Annotated in this window: 18 protein-coding genes and 1 pseudogene; 12 read left to right on the top strand and 7 right to left on the bottom strand. The window is 69.1% G+C overall.

From position 1 onward, the window contains the following. Positions 1-12 precede the first annotated feature (12 nt). The 3 genes from GGR64_RS08270 to GGR64_RS08260 all read left to right on the top strand — a co-directional run bounded on the left by GGR64_RS08270 (position 13) and on the right by GGR64_RS08260 (position 2,200). On the top strand, positions 13-1,053 hold the full coding sequence (locus GGR64_RS08270; RefSeq protein ID WP_010340146.1) for a ribonucleotide-diphosphate reductase subunit beta: 1,041 nt from the start codon (positions 13-15) through the stop codon (positions 1,051-1,053). A 165-nt stretch (positions 1,054-1,218) separates the two neighbouring features. After that, positions 1,219-1,779, top strand: coding sequence for a flavodoxin (locus tag GGR64_RS08265; RefSeq protein WP_184645071.1), 561 nt, complete (start codon positions 1,219-1,221; stop codon positions 1,777-1,779). An 88-nt stretch (positions 1,780-1,867) separates the two neighbouring features. After that, positions 1,868-2,200 carry a thioredoxin family protein gene (locus GGR64_RS08260; protein WP_148827238.1) on the top strand — a complete coding sequence of 111 codons (333 nt, stop codon included), beginning with the start codon at positions 1,868-1,870 and terminating at the stop codon, positions 2,198-2,200. Between the two features lie 1,036 nt (positions 2,201-3,236). Here GGR64_RS08260 and GGR64_RS08255 read toward each other — a convergent pair. Then, positions 3,237-4,142 carry a LysR family transcriptional regulator gene (locus GGR64_RS08255; RefSeq protein ID WP_160968429.1) on the bottom strand — a complete coding sequence of 302 codons (906 nt, stop codon included), beginning with the start codon at positions 4,140-4,142 and terminating at the stop codon, positions 3,237-3,239. Between the two features lie 99 nt (positions 4,143-4,241). On the opposite strand from GGR64_RS08255, the gene GGR64_RS08250 reads away from it, so the two are divergent. Then, entirely contained in the window at positions 4,242-5,495 is a 1,254-nt protein-coding gene (locus tag GGR64_RS08250) for an MFS transporter (protein ID WP_160968431.1), read from the top strand. A gap of 32 nt (positions 5,496-5,527) precedes the next feature. After that, positions 5,528-5,908 carry a VOC family protein gene (locus GGR64_RS08245; protein WP_184645069.1) on the top strand — a complete coding sequence of 127 codons (381 nt, stop codon included), beginning with the start codon at positions 5,528-5,530 and terminating at the stop codon, positions 5,906-5,908. A gap of 37 nt (positions 5,909-5,945) precedes the next feature. Here GGR64_RS08245 and GGR64_RS08240 read toward each other — a convergent pair whose 3' ends face one another. Both GGR64_RS08240 and GGR64_RS20995 read right to left on the bottom strand, forming a co-directional pair. Further along, positions 5,946-7,895: a S8 family serine peptidase gene (locus tag GGR64_RS08240; protein WP_184645067.1), complete on the bottom strand. Its 1,950-nt coding sequence runs from the start codon at positions 7,893-7,895 to the stop codon at positions 5,946-5,948. Positions 7,896-7,959: 64 nt separating this feature from the next. Further along, positions 7,960-10,320 carry a YadA-like family protein gene (locus GGR64_RS20995; RefSeq protein ID WP_184645065.1) on the bottom strand — a complete coding sequence of 787 codons (2,361 nt, stop codon included), beginning with the start codon at positions 10,318-10,320 and terminating at the stop codon, positions 7,960-7,962. Between the two features lie 135 nt (positions 10,321-10,455). Here GGR64_RS20995 and GGR64_RS08230 point away from each other — a divergent pair, with 135 nt between their 5' ends. Beyond that, on the top strand, positions 10,456-11,856 hold the full coding sequence (locus GGR64_RS08230) for an ATP-binding protein (protein WP_184449738.1): 1,401 nt from the start codon (positions 10,456-10,458) through the stop codon (positions 11,854-11,856). Here GGR64_RS08230 and GGR64_RS08225 read toward each other — a convergent pair. Further along, positions 11,837-12,577, bottom strand: a complete 741-nt coding sequence (locus GGR64_RS08225) for a response regulator transcription factor (RefSeq protein WP_184449736.1) — start codon at positions 12,575-12,577, stop codon at positions 11,837-11,839. The two genes, GGR64_RS08230 and GGR64_RS08225, sit on opposite strands and share 20 nt — an antisense overlap. A gap of 239 nt (positions 12,578-12,816) precedes the next feature. Between GGR64_RS08225 and GGR64_RS08220 the strand changes: the two genes are divergently transcribed. Next, positions 12,817-13,677: an NAD-dependent protein deacetylase gene (locus GGR64_RS08220; protein ID WP_184645063.1), complete on the top strand. Its 861-nt coding sequence runs from the start codon at positions 12,817-12,819 to the stop codon at positions 13,675-13,677. A 262-nt stretch (positions 13,678-13,939) separates the two neighbouring features. On the opposite strand, the gene GGR64_RS08215 is transcribed toward GGR64_RS08220, so the two are convergent. Continuing rightward, the gene (locus GGR64_RS08215) at positions 13,940-15,157 is read right to left on the bottom strand and encodes a hypothetical protein (RefSeq protein ID WP_184645061.1); all 1,218 of its coding nucleotides are present in this window, start codon (positions 15,155-15,157) and stop codon (positions 13,940-13,942) included. Positions 15,158-15,511: 354 nt separating this feature from the next. Between GGR64_RS08215 and GGR64_RS08210 the strand changes: the two are divergent. The 5 genes and pseudogenes from GGR64_RS08210 to purU form a co-directional block, all read left to right on the top strand. Next, a pseudogene (locus tag GGR64_RS08210) lies at positions 15,512-15,722 on the top strand (NAD-dependent deacetylase); the annotation flags it as partial. Between the two features lie 87 nt (positions 15,723-15,809). Continuing rightward, the gene (locus GGR64_RS08205) at positions 15,810-16,907 is read left to right on the top strand and encodes an NADH:flavin oxidoreductase/NADH oxidase (RefSeq protein ID WP_184645059.1); all 1,098 of its coding nucleotides are present in this window, start codon (positions 15,810-15,812) and stop codon (positions 16,905-16,907) included. A 58-nt stretch (positions 16,908-16,965) separates the two neighbouring features. Next, a complete protein-coding gene (locus GGR64_RS08200; protein WP_184645057.1) occupies positions 16,966-17,844 on the top strand; it encodes an NAD(P)-dependent oxidoreductase in 879 nt (292 codons plus the stop codon). Positions 17,845-17,967: 123 nt separating this feature from the next. After that, positions 17,968-18,408, top strand: a complete 441-nt coding sequence (locus tag GGR64_RS08195) for an XVIPCD domain-containing protein (protein ID WP_043093636.1) — start codon at positions 17,968-17,970, stop codon at positions 18,406-18,408. A gap of 291 nt (positions 18,409-18,699) precedes the next feature. Further along, positions 18,700-19,551, top strand: coding sequence for a formyltetrahydrofolate deformylase (gene purU, locus GGR64_RS08190; RefSeq protein ID WP_184645056.1), 852 nt, complete (start codon positions 18,700-18,702; stop codon positions 19,549-19,551). Between the two features lie 102 nt (positions 19,552-19,653). Here the strand turns inward: purU and GGR64_RS08185 are convergent, their stop codons facing one another. Continuing rightward, entirely contained in the window at positions 19,654-20,337 is a 684-nt protein-coding gene (locus GGR64_RS08185) for a response regulator (protein ID WP_184645054.1), read from the bottom strand. Beyond that, the gene (gene baeS, locus GGR64_RS08180) at positions 20,334-21,710 is read right to left on the bottom strand and encodes a sensor histidine kinase efflux regulator BaeS (RefSeq protein ID WP_184645052.1); all 1,377 of its coding nucleotides are present in this window, start codon (positions 21,708-21,710) and stop codon (positions 20,334-20,336) included. Before baeS ends, GGR64_RS08185 begins: the two co-directional genes overlap by 4 nt. Between the last annotated feature and the right edge of the window lie 57 nt (positions 21,711-21,767).

Here is a 21,767-nt window from a genome sequence, read left to right as displayed (position 1 = left end):
CGAAGCAAATCCATGGCCATCGCGCTCGACCGCATCAAGATCCTCGAACCGCTGCACCCCAACCGCTCCACCGGCATCATCAACGGCACCACCAGCGGCATCCTCAACTGGAACGACATCCCATACCCGTCCTTCTACCGGGCGTACAAGGAACTGTCGACCAACTTCTGGATCCCCGACGAAGTGGACATGAAGGGCGATGCCAAGCAGTACGGGGAGTTGTCGGCGCGCGAGAAGAACGCCTACGACTCGATCATCGGCCTGCTGGCCACGCTGGATTCGCCGCAGACGCGCTTCATCTACAACGTCGCCGAATACATCACCGACCCGGCCGCGCACGCCAACGCCGCGATCATCGGCCAGCAGGAAGTGATCCATAACGAGAGCTACTCGTACGTGCTGGCGTCGATCGCCGGCCTGGCCGACCAGAACCGCGTGTTCGAGATCGCGCGCACGCATCCGACCATCATCGCGCGCAACCAGCCGATCATGCAGGCCTACGACGACTTCATGCGCGAGAAGACCGCAGAGACCCTGCTGCGCTCGCTGATCCAGTCCTCGATCCTGGAAGGCATCAACTTCTATTCCGGCTTCGCGTATTTCTACAACCTGGTGCGGCAGAACCGCATGACCGGCACCGGCAAGATCATCAGCTTCATCAACCGCGACGAACTGGCCCACACCAAGTTCATCAGCGAGCTGATCCGCGCCATCATCGGCGAGAACGCCGAGCTGCAGACCAACGAGCTGACCGACTACGTGCACCAGGCCTTCGAACACGCGATCCGCCTGGAGACCGAGTGGTCCTCGGAAGTGCTCGACGGCATCGAGGGCATCGACGTGGACGAAATGATCCAGTACGTGAAGTACCGCGCCAACAAGATGTCCGGCATGCTCGGCATCGAGAAGCTGTACAGCGGCGCCAGCGACAACGTGATGCCGTGGATCAAGGCCTACGCCGACAACTTCACCGAGACCAAGACCGACTTCTTCGAGATGCGCAACGCCAGCTACAAGAAGACCAACTCGGACAACGGTTTCGACGATCTTTGAGGGGCCGGGATTTGGGATTCGGCATTCGGGATTCGTAGCAGCAACGTGGAACCCGCTTTTCCCAGTCTCTGATCCCGTGCGCAGGAATTTGTTCTGCGCGACGGGTGGAAACCACGTCGACCCGCTCTTTCGAATCCCCAATCCCGACTCCCCAATCCCGGCTCCATGCGTATCCTGCTCGCCTACGCTTCGCTCAGCGGCAACACCCGCGACGTCGCCCGCCGCGTGCATGCGCAGTGCGAGGCGGCTGGGCACGCGGTGACCTGGATCCATACCGACCTGCAGACGCTGCAGGGCGCGCTCGGCGATGACGCGCGCGCGGCGGACTTCGATCTGCACCTGCTCGGCAGCTGGAGCGACAACGCCGGGCGCACGCCGGCGGAGATGAAGCGCTACATCGCCGAGCTGGTCGAGGCGACCGGCAAGACGATCGAGGTGGCTGCGTTCGGTACCGGCGAGACGCAGTGGGGGTTGGAGTACTACTGCGGGGCCGTGAAGCGCATCGCGCGGTTCTTCGACAGCGCCTATCCGTTGCTTGAGATCGAGCAGATGCCGCATGGCGACCGCGACAACGCGGCCATCGACGCCTGGTGCGCGCAGGTGTTGGCGTTGCGCGCGGGGCGGGCGTCGTCGGCAGATGCCGTGCCAGTGGCCGCTGCCGAGCCCCCGTCCGCCGGTGCGGGCGGATTCGCTGCGAGGGTGTTGCCGCTGCAGGGCAGCGGCTGACGCCGTCGTCGTTCCTTCGTTTTCCTGGCATTGCCGGTGTCGCCATCGTACGCCGGGCTTCTTCCGACATCAGACAAGGTTCCGTTCCATGCTCACCACCATCACCGTCTCCAGCGCCGAACAGTTCGCCGATGCGCTCGCCGCCCACCCGCGTGTGCTGGCCGATTTCAACAAGGACAACTGCCCGGGCTGCCGCATGCTCGACAAGTCGCTGGAGCGCTTCGCCGAGGGCGAGAGTGCGCAGGGCGTGACCCTGCTCAAGGTGAAGATGGAAGACGTGGGCGAGGATTTCTTCCGCGCCCAGGGCCTGCGCCAGACCCCGACCCTGATGCTGTTCCGCCAAGGCGAGGAAGTGGCGCGCGTCCCCGGCTTCGTGCCGCCGGCCAAGATCGACGAGGCCGTGCGCACGCACCTGGGCTGAGCGCGCTCATGCTCTCGTAGGACCGGCTTCAGCCGCGACGGGCTTCACCGATAGAGCCTGTCGCTGCTAAGCCGACTCTTGCGGTTGTGCTTGTCCGAAGCGCAAATCTCAAGCAGCAACGGCAAAGGCAAAGGCAAAGGCTTTCGCCCTTTCGGGCGAGTTACTTTTCTTTGCTTGTGCAAAGAAAAGTAACCAAAAGAAAGCACACCCTGCCTCGCGCCCTCCGCGCTAACGCGCTCCGGGTCCGCGTCCATCCCGGGGATTCGCGGAAGGGGCATCCTGCCCCTGCCGCGAACGGCGCACGTCCCTGTGCGCCGCCCCTTCGGGGTTTTTCCCCGGGCTGGCCGCCGCTGCGGAAGGGAACCCGGTAAGTCAAAAGCCGAAGCAACATCAACAGCAAAGGCCGAGGCGACTGCGACTGCTGCGCACGCCTGCGTCATTGCAGTGTCCGCCAGCGAATGCGCTGCACGTGGCGGCCCATGTCGGCTGTTGATCGTGGTGGACACGCAATCACCCTGGTTCCGGAAGAAGCTGCAGGCGCGGTTGTGCGTGGCGTATAGGCGGCTGTGCCGGCGTGCGCCTAGGCAGGCGCATCACCAGTGCAATGACGTATGCATGCGCTGTATCCGCAATAGCTTCTGCTTTTGCTGTTGATGTTGCTTTGGCTTTTGACTTACCGGGTTCCCTTCCGCAGCGGCGGATGGGCCGGGGAAAAACCCGAAGGGCGGCGCACAGGGACGTGCGCCGTTCGCGGCAGGGGCAGGATGCCCCTTCCGCGAATCCCCGGTGCATCCGCGAACCCGGAGCGCACAGCGCGGAGGGCGCAAGGCAGGGCGCGCTTTCTTTTGGTTACCTTTTCTTTGCGCGAGCAAAGAAAAGTAACTCGCCCGAAAGGGCGAAAGCCTTTGCTCTCTCCTTAAAACTGGTTCTCGGATGAGAAGCGCTGTAGAACCGGTTTTAGTCGTAATGGACGCTACCGGGAAAAGCTCGCGGCTGAAGTCACTCCTACATTGCCGCTAGGAGAGTGCAGTACCCACTACCCACGCCTGCCCGCCGCATGCCCCTGCGCCAACTGCCACAGGTGGCGCACGATCGGCATCGTCTGCACGGTGGCCGGTAGCGCGGCCAGCGCCAGCCGCGCCATCGGCACGCGGCCTTCGATGTCCAGGTAGCGCACGCCGGGCAACTGCACCTGGGTGGTGGAGGCCGGTACCACCGACACGCCCAGTTCGGCGGCGACCAGGTTGACGATGGAGGACATCTGCGGCGCCTCCTGGTCGATGCGCAGGTCGAAGCCGGCCTGGCGGCAGGCGTCGAGGATCTCGTCGTACAGGCTGGTGCCGAAGCTGCGCGGGAACAGGATGAAGGGTTCGCCAGCCAAGGCCGACAGCGGCGCGCGCTTGCGCTTGGCCAGCCGGTGCCCGGCCGGCACCGCGATCTTCATCGGCTCGTTGGGGAACTTCAGCAACTGCAGTTCCGGCGGCGTGACCACGCTGTAGCGGATGAAGGCCGCATCCAGACGGCCCTGCAGCAGCGCGGCGAGCAGGCCGGCGGTATTGGTTTCCTCCAACGACAACGCCACCGCCGGCCAGCCGCGGCGAAAGCCGCGCACCAGCGTGGGCACGACCGGATTGAATGCGGCCGATGCGGTGAAGCCGAGCCGCAGCACGCCGCTTTCGCCGCGCGCGGCGCGCCGGGCCGCCTCGCTGGCGCGTTCCAGGTCGGCCAGCACGCGCCGTGCCTCGGTGCGGAAGGCGTGCCCCGCTTCGGTGAGCTCGGCGCCGCGCGGCGTGCGCACGAACAGCGGCGTGCCCAGTTCCTCTTCGAGCGCGCGGATCTGCTGGCTCAGTGGCGGTTGCTGGATGCCCAGTTGCGCCGCGGCGCGGGTGAAATGGCCGACCTCGGCCACGGCCAGGAAATAGCGCAGATGGCGCAGTTCCACGTCATATCCATCACGTATGGAGGGTGGGTGCATCATATATTGGACGTGGGGTCGGCGCAGGCGAATACTGCACCTCCATCCACTCCTACGATGTCCGTCGTGAACGCTTCCAGCCAATGCCCGCCCGTGCAGGCGGTGGACGATGCGCCGCTGCTGCGCATCCGCCTGGCCCTGTTCCTTGCCGGCTTCGCCACCTTTTCGCTGCTGTACAGCGTGCAGCCGTTGCTGCCCGAGTTCGCGCACGAGTTCGGGCTCAGCGCCGCGACCAGTTCGCTGCCGCTGTCGCTGGCCACCGGCGGCCTGGCGATCGCGATCTTCTGCGCCGGCGCGGTGTCGGAAACGCTGGGCCGGCGCGGCCTGATGTTCGTGTCGATCGCGTTGGCGGCGCTGCTCAACCTGTTGGCGTCGTGCCTGCCGCACTGGGGTTCCCTGGTGGTGGTGCGCGCGCTGTCCGGCATCGCCCTGGGCGGCGTGCCGGCGGTGGCAATGGTGTACCTGGCCGAGGAACTGCCGGCGAACCGGCTCGGCGCGGCGACCGGGCTGTACGTGGCCGGCAATGCCTTCGGCGGCATGGTCGGCCGTATCGGCATGAGCATGCTCACCGACCATTTCGACTGGCGCATCGCGCTTGGCACGCTGAGCGTGGTGGATCTGCTGGTCGCGATCGGTTTCGTCCTGCTGCTGCCGCCGTCGCGGCATTTCGTTCGCCGCCAGGGCGTGAACCTGCGCTTCCACCTGCGCGCCTGGGGCGGGCACCTGCGCGATCGCCATCTGCCGTGGCTGTTCGCGATCCCGTTCCTGGCGATGGGCGTGTTCGTCAGCGTCTACAACTACGCCGGCTTCCGCCTGGGCGGGCCGGAGTTCGGACTGAGCCAGAGCCAGCTCGGCCTGATCTTCAGCGCCTACGTGTTCGGCATCGTGTCCTCGTCGGTCGCCGGCGCGGCGTCGGATCGCTTCGGCCGCGGCCCGGTGGTGCTGGCCGGCATCACCACCGCGGCGCTGGGCGTGGCGCTGACCCTGGCGCATGCGCTGGTGCCGATCATCGCCGGCATCGTGCTGCTGACCATCGGCTTTTTCGTCGCGCATTCGGCGGCCAGTGCCTGGGTCGGACGCCTGGGCGGCCAGCACAAGAGCCATGCCGCCTCGCTGTACCTGCTGGCCTACTACGCCGGTGCCAGCGTGATCGGCTCGCTCAGCGGTGCGGCCTGGCAGCACGGCGGCTGGAATGCGCTGGTCGCCTGTTGCCTGGTGTTGCTGGGCATCGGCCTGGTCGCTGCACAGGTGCTGCACCGCGGCGCCGACGACAGCCGCCCTTACGGCCGCTTCGGGCCGCATCCGCCGCGCGGCGAGTGAGCCGCGCCGCCATCAGCCAACGGGGATCCGCAATGCAGATCGACCACCTCGACCATCTGGTTCTCACCGTCGCCGACATCGAGGCCAGCTGCGCGTTCTACACGCGCGTGCTCGGCATGCAGGTGCAGCGCTTCGGCGAAGGCCGCACCGCGCTGGCGTTCGGCCGGCAGAAGATCAACCTGCATGCCGCCGGCCGCGAATTCGAGCCGAAGGCGCGCGTGCCCACGCCCGGTTCCGGCGACCTGTGCTTCCTCACCACCACGCCACTGGCGCAGGTGGCCGAGGAACTGCAGGCCGCCGCCGTGCCGATCGAGGACGGGCCGGTGCAACGCACCGGCGCCATCGGCCCGATCCTGTCGCTGTATTTCCGCGACCCGGACGGCAACCTGATCGAGGTCGCCAACCTGTCGTGACCGCGGGCGCCGCCGTGGCAGCGCCCGCGTCGTGCGCTCACTCCGAGTAGCTCACCGACAGGGTCACGTTGGCGTAGCCGCCGCTGCCGCCGACCAGGCGGAAGAAGTAGCTGCCGGTGGCCGGCACCGCCATCTGCACATTCTGCGTGGTGCCGTTGCGCACCGAGCTGTAGTCGGCGTCGCTGCCGTCGGCGCTGGGCGCGCGCACCGCGCGCACGTACAGCCGCAATTGGCCGCTGCCGCCGAGGGTGCGGATCTGCAGGTTACGCGCGTTGGTGGGCACGTCCAGGCGGTACAGCGTGCCCTGGCCGGCCGCGGCGGACAGCTTGCTCTGCGTGCCGCGTGCGATCGGAGTGGCGGTGGCTTCCTCGCCGCCGCCGCTGGCGCCGGCCGCGCGCGCCACCGCCTTGCCGGCATTGAGGATGCCGGCACCGATGCGCAGCGTCGGCTTGACCGGGAACACGTTGGAGGTCTGGGTCAGGATGTCGCGCATCTGCGCGCTCGTCGGCACCGGCCGGCCGGCGCTGATCGCAGCGCTGATCGCCAGCGCGACCACGCCGGCCACGTGCGGCGAGGCCATCGAGGTGCCGGCATAGCCGGCGTAGGTAGGCTGGTCCGGACCATGGGTGCCTTTGTTGAGGGTGGACCAGACCAGACCGGTACGTACCGATCCCGAGCCGCTGGACGCATCGTTGGCGTAGACGCCGCCGCCGGGCGCCGACAGGGTGATGGTGTTGCCGTAGTTGGAGTAGTACGCGCGGCCGCCGGTGATGCCGGTGGCCGCGATGTTGATGACGCCCGGGCAACTGGCCGGCGAATAGGCCGCGGCGTCGGCGTTGTCGTTGCCAGCGGCCACCACCACCACGCTGCCGCGCGCGATGGCGCTGGAGATGGCGTTGGCGGTCACCGAATCCTGCGCGCAGCTGCCGCCGCCGCCCAGGCTCATGTTGATCACTTCGGCCGGGTTGGTGTTGTCGGGCACGCCGTCGACATGGCCGCCGGACGCCCACACGATGGCATCGGCGATGTCGGCGGTGGTGCCGCCGCAGTGACCGAGCGCGCGGATCGGCAGGATCTTCGCGTCCGGCGCGATCCCGGCCATGCCGATGCCGTTGTTGGTGCGCATGGCGATGGTGCCGGCGACGTGGGTGCCGTGCCAGGAGCTGTCGCTCTGTTCGTTCGGCTGCGCGCAGCCGCCGTTGGCGACCAGGTATTTGTCGTCGGTGGTCCAGTCGCCGGTATCCCAGCCGCCGGCCGCGCGGCCGTTGCTGGCGCGGCCGGACATCAGCGCATCGCTGATGAAGTCGTAGCCGGCGTTGGCCAGCGACGTGTCCAGATCCGGATGCGCGGTGATGCCGGTGTCGATCACCGCCACCACCACGCCCTGGCCGGTGCCGTACTGCCAGGCCGGCAGCAGGTCGATGCCGCCGCGGTTGGCGTAGCCGGTGGTCTCCGGCGCCAGCGTTTCCAGGTGGCCGTCGGGCGTGCGCAGGTGCCATTGCACCTCGTAACCCGGGTCGTTGGGCGCGGCGACGGCACTGGCCGTGGCCTGCGCGGTGCTGCGCACCGGCTTGAGGATCAGGTTCGGCTCGACGTGCGCCACCGCGGGGTCGGCGCGCAGGCTGGTCATCAGCGTCTCCAGCTGCGAAGGACTCAGCGCGCGGTTGGGCCGCACCAGGTCGGCGCCGGTGGCCAGCCGCCGCACCCGGCTCAGCGCTGGCACGCTCTGCCGATAGGTGCTGGCCCAGGTGCCGGCGCTGCTGCGCGCGGCCTGGTTGAGCGTGCTGGCTGCAGCGTTGGCATCGCGGCGTGCGCTGCTGCCGTCGCGGTAGGTCACGATCAGGCCATCGTAGACCGTGGATTGCCCGGGCGTGGCCTGGGCCAGGGTCGAGAAGCGCGGGGTGGACTGCGCCTGCGCGGTGCCGGCGAGCGCCAGGCCCAGCGACAGGGCGAGCAGGTTGCGGGAGAACGGTGCGGTGGACGTCATGGCGGTGTCTCTGCAGAAGAGCGGGGAGGCGGAGTGGGAGGCGTGACGGGATGCGCTGCGCGCGTCACCAACTGAAGCCGGCACCGGCGGACACGCTCTTCTCGCTGCCGGAGAAGGCGCCGCCGAGCGAGACGCTGGCGCGGTTGCCGATCGCGCGCTGGTAGCCGACGGCCAGTGCGCTTTCGCCGCCCTGCGAACCGACGCCGACGCCGACGCGATTGGCTCCGGCCAGGCCGGAGGTGTTGACCGCCATGCCGGCATAGGCGGCGCTGACCGCGCCCATCCGGTCGATGCGCCGGTCCAGGTGCTGGAAGCGCTGGTCGGTGTCGTTGCGCAGCTTGGTCAGGTTGTCGTCCCATCCCGCCATGCGGCTGTCGGTGTAGGCGTTGGCGCTGCGGAGGGTGGCGCTGTCGCCGGCCTGCATCTGCGCGACGTTGACCGCATCGGTGGCGGCGCTGCCGGCAGCGACGTTGCTGATCTGCCGTTCGTTGCCGGCGCTGCCCACCGAGACGGTGTTGGCACGGGTGGCGGAGGAACCGCGACCGATGGCCACGGCGTTGGTCGCCGAGACCGAGGCGCCCTGGCCGATGGCGGTGCCGGAGGCCGCAGTGACCGTGGCGCTTTCGCCCACCGCCACCGCATTCGTGGCGCTGGCACTGATGCTGGCGTTGGCGCCGACCGCGGTGCTGCCGTCGGCATTGACCTGCGCGTTGCCGCCTAGCGCGGTGTCGTTGGGGCCATAGGCCAGCGCATTGGAACCGATCGCCGTGCCGTTCTGGCCGTTGGCGGTGGCCTGCGCGCCCACTGCCACCGCGTTGGTGCCGGCGCCGACGCTGGGGCCGCCCTCGGCACCGCCGCCCACCGCCACGCCGCCGGCACCGCTGCCGACACGGGTGTCCAGCGACGACAGCGCACCGTCCAGCGCCGACAGCGCCGAGCCGACCGTGCCGTAGCTGCGGCCCTGGATCAGATAGCTGCCGCCGTTGAAGCTGCCATCGCCGCCGACCGCGCTGCCGGCGCCGAGCGCGCTGGCGATGCTGCGCAACTGCAGCACGTTGACCGCATCGGTGTCGGCGGTGCCGGCGGCGACGTAGGTGAGCTGGCGCAGCGCGCCGTCGTTGCCGAACGCCACCACGTTGTCGCGGTCGGCCATCGAACCGGCGCCGATGGCCACGCTGTTGATGCCGGTGGCGGCACTGTTGTAGCCCAGCGCGACGCTGCCCGCGGTGAGCGCGGTGGCGCCGCTGCCGAGCGCGGTGGCGCCGGCGGCATTGGCGCTGGCGACGGACCCGAAGGCGCTGGCGTCCTGCCCGTCGGCGAAGGAGGTCGCGCCCATGGCGAGCGCATGGCTGCTGGTGGCCACCGCCGAGGCGCCCAGCGCCATGCTGTAGTCGGCATCGGCATGGCTGTCGAAGCCTAGCGCGGTGCCGTAGTCGGACAGCGCCCAGGCACCAGCGCCGACGGTGACCGCGCCCAGCCCGTTGGACTGCGCCGGCACGCCGGCATTGCTGGCGCCGATCGCCACGCTCTGCTGGCCGGCCGCCGCGGCGTTGTCGCCGATCGCGATGCCGCCATCGCCGCTGGCAGTGGCGGAATAGCCCATCGCCACGCCGAAGAAGCCGGAAGCGACGCTGTAGCCGCCAGTGGCGATGGCGCCGGTACCGCCGGCATTGGCCGCGTAGCCGAACGCGCTGGACTGCACGCCGCTGGCGGTGGTGGAGGAACCGCTGGCGGTGGCGTACTCGCCGGTGGCCGCGGAGGTCGAGCCCACCGCCGTGGCGCCGCCGCTGGTGGCGCTGGCGTTCCAGCCCAGCGCGCTGGCGGAGTCGGCGGTCGCGGTGGCGGCGGTGCCCAGGGCCAGCGAGCCGAAGCCGGTGCTCTGCGCTCCGGCCGAGTCGCCATAGGTGCTGCCGAAGAAACTGCCGCCGATCGCGATCGCCGAGGTGCCGCTGGCGACCGCGCCGTCGCCCATGGCGATGGCGGCACTCTCGGAGGCGACGGTGTGGTGGCCGATGGCGACGGCGAAGGCGCCGGAGGCATCGGCGCGGGCGCCCATCGCCACCGCGCGCAGGCCAGCGGCGCTGGCGTAGTCGCTGCCGTCGTTCAAGCCTTCGGCCAGGAAATAACGGGCGGTGTTCTGGCTGCCCGGCTGCACGTCCTGGGTGGTGGCATCCTGGGGCGCGGCCTCGGCGCTGTCGGTCTCGGTGCTGGCGGCCGCGGCGGCAGTACCGCTGTCCGTCGCCTGTGCGTGTGGCTGCGGCTGCGTGGTCGCAGCCGGCGCCGTGGCGGCGAAGGCGCTCGCGGGCAGGCTCAGCGCGAGCAGCAACGCGGCGGTCAACAGACCGTCAGACGCCCGCGGCAGGATGAACGAGGTTGGCGACAGCGGGCGCACACCGGTGCGCAAAGCGGTAAGCAGAAGAGGCATGGTCGGCTCCGGGCTGGGTCGGGAGCGTCGTCCCGACAACGAGTCAGGCCCGATTAAGGCCGCAAGGGGTCGCCCCCTTCAATGCACGCAGATTCACGCCTTCCTCACGGTAGACTCACCGCCATGGGAGTCTGGGTGAGATGGGGTGCGCACTCTCCGCCGGTCGCGCTGGCTGCGCGGCTGTGGCGGCGCCTCTCGCTGTGGCTGCGCCGGGTGCCGATCACCGACCCGCTGGACCGGCGCAACGCGCCCGCACTGCAGGTGCTGTTCGTGTTCCTGGGCAGCGAGATTCCGCTCAACAAGCTGTATCACCTGCTGACCGCGCCGCGCATCGAGATGAGTGCGGTGCAGTTGGCGGTGGATGTCGGCACCGATGCGGCGATCGCCGCCGCAGCCTGGGGCGGGGTCTGGATGATCCGTCGCGGCCTGCTCAAACAGGCCGCCGCTGCGTTCATCGCGGTGGTGCTGTGCTCGGCGGTCGCCGCCAACCTGGCCTTCGGCTACCAACTGCAGGCCTTCGATCCGTATCCGATGATGATGCTGACCCTGGCCGCGCTGGTGATCGGGCGCCGCGCGCTGTGGCTGGTGTACCTGTGCATCCCGCTGATCTTCTGGCTGGGCATGGAAAGCCCCTGGGGCCAGGACCCGCACGGCAACCGCAGCCCGTTCCAGAACCTGCCGTCGCTGGCGCTGAGCTACCTGATGATCACCCTGGTGCTGGACCGCACCGTCGCCGCGCTGCGCGAGAGCCTGTGGCGTGCGCGCCGCAGCGCCGCGCGCCTGCGCGTGGAGATGCGCGAACGCACGCAGGCCCAGCAGCGGCTGCTGCATCTGCAGAAGATCGAGCTGGTCGAACAACTGGCCAGCGGCGTGTCGCACGACTTCAACAACATCCTCAGCGCGATCCTCGGCTACACCGAGCAGCGCCATTGCGTGCACGAGCTGGACTATCACCCGCCGCGCGATGCGCTGCTGCTGGCCGAGGCGCTGGAAGGCGTGGCCCTGGCCGCGCAGCGCGGCGTGGCGGTCAGCCGCAAGCTGCTCAGCTTCAGTCGCCGCGAGGCCAGCGTGCCCGAGCGCTTCGACGCCGGCGAAGCGCTGCGCAGTTTGCAGCCGATGCTGCGACAACTGTTCGGCCCCACGGTGCAGGTGCGGCTGGACCTGGCCGCCGAGCCGGCACCGGTGTTCCTGGACCGCAGCCGTTTCGACCTGGCATTGCTCAACCTCGCCGCCAACGCGCGCGACGCGATGCCCAGCGGCGGCTGCTTTTCGCTGCAGCTGCACCGCGATGGCGAGGCCGTCGCCATCGCCATTGCCGATACCGGCGTGGGCATGAGCGAGGCCGTGCAACGGCAGATCTTCGAGCCGTTTTTCACCACCAAGCCGGCGGGGCAGGGCACCGGACTCGGCCTAGCGGTGGCGTTCGAGATGGCGCAACAGGCGCATGGCAGCCTGCAGGTGCGCAGCGCGCCCGGCGCCGGCAGCTGTTTCGTGCTGCGCCTGCCGCTGGCCGGGCTCAGCGTTCCTGCGGCATGAGCAGATAGCCTTCGCCGCGCACCGCGCGCAATGGCAACGCGCTACCGGTGCGCTCCTGCACCTTTTGCCGCAAGCGATGCAGCAACGCGTCGAGCCGGTGCGGGTCGATCTCCAGCCCGGCGTTGCCGCCGAGCATGCCGATCAATGCCTCGCGGCTGACCAGCCGCCCGCGCGCCTGCCACAGGCTCTGCAGCACCTTGCGTTCGGACGCGGTCAACGGCACCGCCTGCCCGTCCGGCGCGAACAGGCACCAGCCATCGTCCTGCAGCTGCCATTCCTCGCTGGCCGGCGCGCTCGGCCGCAGCATGCGTCGGGCCACGCTGAACAAGGTGGCGGCGAGGATCTCGATCTGCACCGGCTTGATCAGGTACGCATCCGCGCCTTGCACCAGCCCGCGCACCAGATCCGGCTGCTCGCCGCGGCCGCTGAGGATGACGATGCCCATGCCGGGGCGGCGTTCCTGCAGTTGCTGGGTCAGGGTGAAGCCGTCGCTGTCGGGCAGGCCGATGTCGAGCACGATCAGGTCGAAACGCTGCGCCTCCAGCGCTGCCCACAGCGCCTGCGCGGTGCGCAGCGGGGTGGCCTCGAAGCCGTGGCGCAGCAATCCCGGCAACAGCACGCGGTCGCGCAGCACATCGTCGTCCTCCAGCAACGCCACCCGCAGCAGGGCGTTGGCAGTGGCGGCGAGCGGGGACGGGCTGGGATCGGAAGCGCGGCTCACGAGGCGGAATCGGCGAAGGGACGGCATTCCTCACACAGCAGCGTACGGCGTCGAGGACGCCGTGACCGCTGAGCATCCTGCCGCGTCCCGGACAGTAGCCAGTTTCCGACGGGCTTTCAATGCGCGGGCAACGCTTCAGCGGCCGCGGCGGCCCGGACTTGCGTTGCCGCCACCCGCACCCAAGATAGGAAGGCGTCGCGCCATCGGCGCGCACCTCCACCACGCCCGGGACCGCCACGATGTCGCAGTTGCTGCAGGATCACGCCGCGTCCGCGCAGGCCGCGTCTTCCGCGCTGGAAGCGTTCGTCGACCGCCATCGGCGCCTGTTCGTGCTGACCGGCGCCGGCTGCAGCACCGACTCGGGCATTCCCGACTACCGCGATGCCGCCGGCGACTGGAAGCGGGCGCAGCCGGTGACCTATCAGGCCTTCATGGGCGAGCTGGCGACGCGGCAGCGCTACTGGGCGCGCAGCCTGCTCGGCTGGCCGCGCTTCGGCCATGCGCGACCCAATCCCGCCCATGCCGCGCTGGCGCAACTGGAAGCGCGCGGCCAGGTGGAAGTGCTGCTGACCCAGAACGTGGACGGCCTGCACCAGGCCGCCGGCAGCCGCGCCACCATCGACCTGCACGGGCGCCTGGACGTGGTGCGTTGCATGGGCTGCGAGCGGCGCATGCCGCGCGAGGCGTTCCAGCAGCATCTGCTGCAGCACAACCCGCAGTGGGCGACGCTGCAGGCCGCACCCGCGCCCGACGGCGATGCCGACCTGGAGGGCGAGGACTTCGCCAGCTTCGTGGTGCCGGCCTGCACGCGCTGCGGCGGCGTGCTGAAGCCGGACGTGGTGTTCTTCGGCGAGAACGTGCCGCGCGAGCGCGTGGCCAGCGCCTTCGCGCATCTGCAGCGCGCCGACGCGGTGCTGGTGGTGGGCTCGTCGCTGATGGTCTATTCCGGCTTCCGCTTCGTGCAGGCCGCGGCCAAGGCCGGGCTGCCGATTGCCGCGGTCAACCTGGGCCGCACCCGTGGCGACGACCTGCTGCGCCTGAAGGTGGAACAGCCGTGCGCGCAGGCATTGGCCTTCCTGCTGCCGCGCCCGGCCGCCTGACCGCTCCGGCCGATCCTGTCGCTGTACTTCCGCGATCCAGACGGGGCGATCCAGTCCAGTAGTGTCCTGCAGCGCGTCGGCTCTACCGGCGAGGCGCACCCATGCTCGCTACGCATCGGCGCGCGCTGCCGTTTTCGGCGTATGTCGGCGTGCCTGGAACAGCAGCGAGCCTACTGAACGCCCACGATCGGATTCTGATACCGGCCGACAGCTGGCACCAGGTGCCGGGCATGGCTAAAGCATCGAGATCCAGGCCTGTGGCCTATTCGGCGTGATGCCACTTGCATACGCCGTTCAACACAGGGAGGAGCCGGCCATTGCCCGTCGGCTTCACCACCACGCCGTCGATCACCTCGCCGTCGCGGTTGATCGTGACGTCGGCCTGCAGGATGTCGCTGGACGACGTGTCGACTCTTTCGTGCTCCGTCCATTGGTAAATCGTTCTCGTGCTTTGGTCGTACTGCGACTGCGGCGTTGTGATGTAACTGGTGGCTTCGCCATGGAAGAGCGCCATGACGATGTAACGCCCTGGCTTGATCCGGGTGAACATGAACTCGCCATTGGCGTTCGTCTTGCCCGCAAGGCCTGACGCAAACGCGCGCTTATCTACGTCAACCCGCACTTTTGCGCCTTTGTTGCGGTTGGCATCGATCAGGTCGATCGCTTCCTTCAGATAGGGCGTGTACGGGAAAAGCATGATTCCCTGATTCGGCGTCGTCTGGAATTGGGAACCACCTGCCGTCATTACCCGCCCGCACGTGAAGCCCTTGATCGTCGAGCTGCCTTCGGACTGCAGGCGCGTATCCGCGTCTGTGGGGGTGTATGTCGCCTTGGGCGTGACGACCTTGCGGCGGTCGGCGATTTCAGGCGCGGCACCGCGGTCGTCACCAGCGCTGACGACCGCTGTTTCTCGCTTGGCGGTCACCGATGCCTTGGCGGCCTCCTCTGCACTCATGCCACCATTCAGCGCGGCCAGCAGTGGTTTGGCGAGTGCGGAATTGCGAGCGGCATTGCGTCGGCTGGCATTTGCAGGCTGTCCATCCAATTTTGCGTCAGCAAAGAACGAACAGACGCTGCCTTTCGCATCGGGCGCGGTCATGCCTTTGGGCAATTCGAAGGAGATGACCGCCGCATCAGTGTCGGGTGCGACCATCATGACAACAGGAAAGCCGCGCGCGGTCGCGGATGCTTCCTGTGCGTAGACCATGGTGATGAGGCCGTCTTCGAGAATGGAGGGGCCTTGGATGAGTTGAAACTTCTGTCTCTTTGCCATGGCCGCAAGATTGGACGTCACTGCAGTCTTGTCGGCGCCGTACAGTCCAACGAAGCTCTGGTGGACAACGCCGCCATTGGAGCCGGGAGATGAACTGTAGTTTTGCTCGCATTCGCTCGCTGCATGGGCGGCCTGCGCACAAAGCAGCATCCCCAACGCTATTCCGTAAGCACCACACTTCATCGCACCAACCATTGCCTTTTCCATGGCGCTACATGCTCTTGTATGAAGGGAATTGTTGTCCTGGATCGGCCTAACGATAGCAAACGTCACCAAGGGTTTCCGGTGTTCGGATGAGGCTGGTCATGCGGTGCGGTGGCGGCGACGCATTTTACACGGCCTTTCCGTGGCCTGAAGCGTGTCGTCGACTTGATGCGATCTCGTTGTCATGGCCGAATGCAAGCGCCATATCCAGCCGAAATTTCCGATGAGGGGTGGGCCTCGGCTTATCTGGCACGAAGGCGGAATGGGCTCTGCAGCGCAAGTGTGCGTTGCGGGCGATATTCAATGCCTTGCGCCCGATGGCGTGAACTGGAGCGCCGCTTATCTGCAGCAGGCTGCGCGATGCTGGTGGTGGGCTAGGCGCCGATGGTCCATCCGGCTTCCGCTTCGTGCAGGCTGCCCCAAGGCCTGCCTGCCGATCGTCGCGGTCAACCTGGGTCGTCCCCGCGGCGACGACCTGCCCAGCCTGAAGGTGGAACAGCCGTGCGCGCAGGCATTGGCCTTTCTGCTGCCGGCGGCGGCGCGCGTTCCCAATCCCGGCACGAACTGATCCACCGGCAGTGGTTGATCGCGCCGCGTGGCAGGAGTGCAATGGCCGTCTTCTGCGCCGCGCGCGGCGTCTTTATGGATCCCTATCGTGAGTCAGTTGTTCTCGCCCCTCGCATTGGGGCCGCTGTCGTTGTCCAACCGCATCGTGATCGCGCCGATGTGCCAGTACTCCGCCGAGGACGGCCGTGCCAGCGACTGGCACGTGCAGCACCTGGGCCAGCTGGCGCAGTCCGGCGCCGGTCTGTTGATCCTGGAAGCGACGGCGGTGGAGCCGCGTGGACGCATCAGCTACGCCGACCTGGGCCTGTGGGACGACGCCACCGAGGCGGCGCTGGCCACGGTGTTGCGTTCGGTGCGGCGCTGGTCGCCGATGCCGCTGGGCATCCAGCTCGCGCATGCCGGGCGCAAGGCGTCCACGCGCAAGCCCTGGGACGGCGGCGGCGCGATCGCCCCTGACCAGCCGAACGGCTGGCAGACCGTGGCGCCGTCGGCGCAGGCGTTCGCCGCCGACGGCCCACCGCCGCAGGCGCTGGACCAGACCGGCATCGACGCCATCGTCGACGCGTTCGTGGCGTCGGCCCGACGCGCCGAACGCCTGGGCTTCGAGCTGATCGAACTGCATGCGGCACACGGCTACCTGCTGCACCAGTTCCTGTCGCCGCTGAGCAACCAGCGCGCCGATGCCTACGGCGGCAGTCTGGAGAACCGCATGCGCCTGCTGCTGCGCGTGCATGCGGCGGTGCGCGACGCCGTGGCGCCCGGCATCGCGGTGGGCGTGCGCATTTCCGCCACCGACTGGGTCGACGGCGGTTGGGGCCTGGCGCAGAGCGAGGTGCTGGCGCAGGCGCTGCAGGCGCAGGGCTGCGATTATCTGCACGTGTCCAGCGGCGGGCTGGACCGGCGCCAGCGCATTCCGGTGGCGCCCGGCTACCAGGTGCCGCTGGCCGAGGCCCTGCATCGGGCGGTGCGCATGCCGGTGATCGCGGTGGGCCTGATCACCGAGCCGCAGCAGGCCGAGGCCATCCTCGCCGAGGACCGCGCCGACGCCATCGCGCTGGCCCGCGGCATCCTCTACGATCCGCGCTGGCCGTGGCACGCGGCCGCCGCGCTGGGCGCGCGGCTGCGGCCGTCGCCGCAGTACCTGCGTTGCGAGCCGCATGCGGCGCGCGGCGTGTTCGACGCCTGACCGGCGCGGCGCGCTCGCTGGTGGCGGCCTCCATTTCGATTTCTTCAGGGAGCATGCAATGACGACGATTGGATTTCTCGGCCTGGGCACGATGGGCCAGCCGATCGCGCTCAACCTGCTGCGCGCCGGCCATGCGTTGACGGTCTGGAACCGCAGCGCCGCGGCGGCGCAGCCCCTGCTCGAGGCCGGCGCGCAACTGGCCGCGCAACCGGCCGATGCGGTGCGCGGGCCGGTGCTGTTCTCGATGCTGGCCGACGACACCGCGGTGCGCGAGACCCTGCTCGAACGCGGCGCGCTGGACGCGCTCACCGCCGGCAGCGTGCACGTCAACATGGCCACCATCTCGGTGGCGCTGGCGCGCGAACTGCACGCGCTGCATGCCGAGCGCGGCGTCGCCTACCTGGCGATGCCGGTGCTGGGCCGGGTCGAGGTGGCCGCGGCCGGCCAGCTCAACCTGCTCGCCGCCGGCGACGCCGCGGCGCTGGCGCGGGTGCAGCCCTTGCTCGATGTCATCGGGCGCAAGACCTGGTACTTCGGCGCCGCGCCGGAACAGGCCAACGCGGTCAAGCTCGCCGCCAACCTGTGCCTGGCCAGCGCCATCGGCACCATGGCCGAGGCGTCGGCGCTGGTGCGTGGGCATGGCGTGGAGGCGGCCGACTTCCTCGACATGCTCACCAGCACCGTGTTCGCCGCGCCGGCCTACCAGACCTACGGCGGCATGATCGCCGAGCAGCGCTACAGCCCGGCCGGCTTCAAGGCCACGCTGGGCTTGAAGGACGTGCGCCTGGCGCTGAACGCCGGCGAGACCAGAAACGTGCCGATGCCGCTGGCGGCGGTGCTGCGCGATGCCTTCATCGAGGCGATCGCGCACGGCGACGGCGAGCTGGACTGGGCGGCGCTGGCCAAGGTCGCCGCGCGCCGCGCCGGGCAGGGCTGAGTGGGGCCAACGGATCTTCAGCGGACCTTGGCGGGGCATGCCGCACACTGCGTCCCCGCTTGAGCCTGGCGCACGCTTGCCGCTAAGGTGCGGCGATTTGCTGGCGCATCACAGGAGGATGCCATGAGTCCGAATTCGTCCGATCCCGGCGACAGAGCCCCGATCCAGCCACCGCGCGCGGTGGTGCGCGAGGCCGTGCCCGGCCCCGATCATCCGGACCATCCCGATCACCTCCTGTACGCGCAGATCCGCGAGGGCGTGCATGCGCTGGACGCTGCCTGCGGCCGTGCGCCGGACGCGATCAGCGAGCGCATGGTGGCGCGGCTGCTGCCGCTGGCCAAGGAGTACGGTTTCGACCAGGTCGACCACGTGGTGCTCAGCCGCGAGATCGGCGACGTGGAGGATGGCGAGAACGTGTTCCTGGTGCGCGGCGACCTGGACGATCCGGCGCACCTGCGCGCGCACATCACCACCCACGAAGCGGTGGGCATGTCGGTGGAAGATTCGCTGGCGCGCCTGGAAAAGGTCAACCGCCGCCTGGCGTTGCGCCTGCGCCCGGAGTGAGCGCTGGCGCGTGAGCAATGTCATCGGCGCGACGTCAGCCTAGACGGGATTTTCAGGTTAAGGAGGCCGAGCCCCTCTCCCCCCGGGAGAGGGGTTGGGGTGAGGGTCCGGGGGCGCGAAGCGCCCGCACTGATCTGGCGATGCGAGGCTTCGCGCGAACCCTCATCCGCCCCTTCGGGGCACCTTCTCCCGAGGGGAGAAGGAAAAGCCGGCTTCGGCTGGATTGCTTTTAGCCCCTCTCTCCTCGGGAGAGGGGTTGGGGTGAGGGTACGGGTCCCCTATCATCTGCAAATGCGCCCCGACTACATCCTGACCCTGTCCTGCCCGGACCGTACCGGCATCGTCTTCCGCGTCAGCGGCCTGCTGTTCGAACACGGCTGCAACATCCTCGATGCGCAGCAGTTCGGCGACGAGGAGAGCGGCCGCTTCTTCCTGCGCGTGCATTTCGACGTACCCGCCGACGGCGTCGCCGCCGCGGTGAAGCTGCAACTGGAGCCCCTGGCCGCCGACTACGCGATGGACTGGCAACTGCACGACGCGCGCCGGCGCGCGCGCCTGCTGGTGCTGGTCAGCAAGCAGGGCCACTGCCTCAACGACCTGCTGTTCCGCGCGCACAGCCGGCAGTTGCGGGTCGACATCGCCGCGGTGGCTTCCAACCATCCCGATTTCGCCGCGTTGGCCGGTTCCTACGGCGTGCCGTTCCATCACCTGCCGGTGAGCGCCGCCAATCGTTCCGAACAGGAAGCGCAGCTGCTGGCGCTGGTCGAACGCGAACGCATCGACCTGGTGGTGCTGGCCCGCTACATGCAGATCCTGTCGCCGACGCTGTGCGCGGTACTGGCCGGACGCGCGATCAACATCCACCACAGCTTCCTGCCCAGCTTCAAGGGCGCGCAGCCGTACCACCAGGCGCACGCACGGGGGGTCAAGATCATCGGCGCCACTGCGCACTACGTCACTGGCGACCTGGACGAAGGCCCGATTATCGAACAGGACGTGGCCCGCGTGGACCACGCCATGACCCCGCGCGAGCTGGTGCGCCTGGGCAGCGACACCGAGTCGCAGGTGCTGGCCCGTGCCGTGCGCCGCCACGTCGAGCATCGCATCTTGCTCAACGGGCATCGGACGGTCGTGTTTCGGTGAGGCGGGGAGTGGGGATTCGGGATTCGCCAAAGCCGGCAGCGCTGCAACCGCAACGGTGATCAGCCAAGCCGCTTTTGCGAATCCCGAATCCCGAATCCCCAATCACGGCTCGAAGCGATAACCGGCCCCGTACACCGACCGCACCCAATCCGCGACACCGGCGTCGGCAAGCTTGCGGCGCAGGTTCTTGACGTGGCTGTCGACGGTGCGGTCGGTGACGATGCGGTGGTCGACGTAGAGCCGGTCCATCAGCTGCTCGCGCGAGTACACGCGGCCCGGGGCGGCGGCGAGGGTGCGCAGCAGGCGGAACTCGACCTGGGTCAGGTCCAGGTCGCGGCCGTGCACGCTGGCGCGGCAGGCGTCCTCGTCGATCTGCAGGCCCGGCGCCGGCGCGCCATTGGGATCGTGGCGATGGCGGCGCAGCACCGCCTGCACCCGCGCCACCACCTCGCGCGGACTGAACGGTTTGCAGATGTAGTCGTCGGCGCCGATCTCCAGGCCCAGCAGGCGGTCGATCTCCTCCACCCGCGCGGTGACCATGATCACCGGCACCGTGCTTTCCTTGCGCAGGTCACGGCAGAGTTCCAGCCCATCCCGATTGGGCAGCATCAGGTCCAGCAACACCAGGTCCGGCTTTTGCGCGCGGAATGCGCCCAGCGCCTGCGCGCCATCGGCGATCCAGTCGTGCGAATAGCCGGCCGCGTGCAGGTACTCGCCCATCACCGCCGCTAGCCGCGGTTCGTCCTCGACGATCAGCACGTGCCCGATCGGGTCCAGGCCGCTCATCCCGCCAGCGCCGGCAAACGCAACACCACGCGCAATCCGCCAAGCGCGGAGGCGTCGGCATCGATCGCACCGCCATGCGCCTCGGCGATGTTGCGGCAGATCGCCAGGCCCAGGCCGCTGCCGCCGCTGGCGCGGTTGCGTGACGCCTCGGCGCGGTAGAAGCGTTCGAACAGGCGCGCGCGCTTGTCCGCCTCCACGCCCGGCGCGCTGTCCTCCACCACCAGTTCCAGCAGCGCGTCGCGGCGCGCGCAGCGCACCTGCACGACGCCGCCAGCGTCGGTGTAGCGCAGCGTGTTCTCCAGCAGGTTGCCGAGCAGTTGCTGCAGACGGCGTTCGTCGCCGTCCACCGGCAGCGGGCCGGCCTGGATCTGCTCCTGCAGCTGCAGCCGCGCGCTGGCGAAGCGCGCGCGCATGCCGTCCAGCACGGTGGCCAGGATCACCGCCAGGTCGACCGGCGCGCGCCGATAGGCGAGCGCACCGACGTCGGTCAGCGACACGTCGTACAAATCCTCGATCAGCTTGCCGAGTTGGCCGATCTGCTGATGCAGCGAACCCAGCGAGTCCGACGTCATCGGCCGGATGCCGTCCTGCAGCGCTTCCAGTTCGGCGCGCAGCACCGCCAGCGGCGTGCGCAGCTCGTGCGAGATGTCGGCCATGAACGCGCGCCGCGCGCGTTCGTTGTGCTCCAGCGCCTGCGCCAGCAGGTTGAAGTCGCGCGCGAGTTGGCCGAGTTCGTCGCGCGCGGCCGCGTCGATGCGGGTGGCGTAGTCGCCGGCCGCCAGCAGGTGGGTGGCGCGGGTCAGGCCGCGCAGGCGCCGCAGCATGGTGCGCGACAACAGCCAGCCGAGCAGCGCGGCGACCAGCAGCGAGGCGCCACCGATCGCCCACCATGCGCGCTGTTGCGCGGCGTAGAACCGCGCGTCGGCCGCCGCCAGCGCCTTCTGGAAAGGCAGCATCGCCATCCAGCCGACAGTGCGGCCGTCGACCACCACGGGGCGCAGGATGTCGTCGCGCCCGACATCGGGATTGCCGATCACCGGCTTGTAGTCCTGGTCGAGCACGGCGAAGCGGAATACCGCGCCGGTCTGGTCGGAAATCGGCGGCCGCAGCGGCAGGCTGGGGCGGGGCTCCGGGCGCATCATGCCGAACCAGGCGTCGGGGTTGTCGCGCACGAACTCCCAGCTGCCGTGCCGCGCGTACTCAGCCCTGACCCGCGGCATGGCCTCCAGCATGCGCTCCACGCCCTGTTCGTTGAGGTAGTCCAGGAACTGGCGTTTGACGAAGGCCTGCACGGCCAGGCCATTGATCAGCAGCACCGTCACGCAGGCGGCGAGGATGGCGAGGAACAGCTTGGCGGTGAGGCCCAGTTTCATCGGCGAGGCGCGGCGCGGCGCAGGAACGGCTGATGCTGCGTATTAGCCGCGCCGCGG

The sequence above is a fragment of the Xanthomonas sp. 3307 genome (assembly GCF_014199735.1).
Lineage (GTDB): Bacteria > Pseudomonadota > Gammaproteobacteria > Xanthomonadales > Xanthomonadaceae > Xanthomonas_A > Xanthomonas_A rydalmerensis.
Note: the sequence above shows the minus strand (reverse complement) of the source record. Positions and strands in the feature narration are given on the sequence as shown.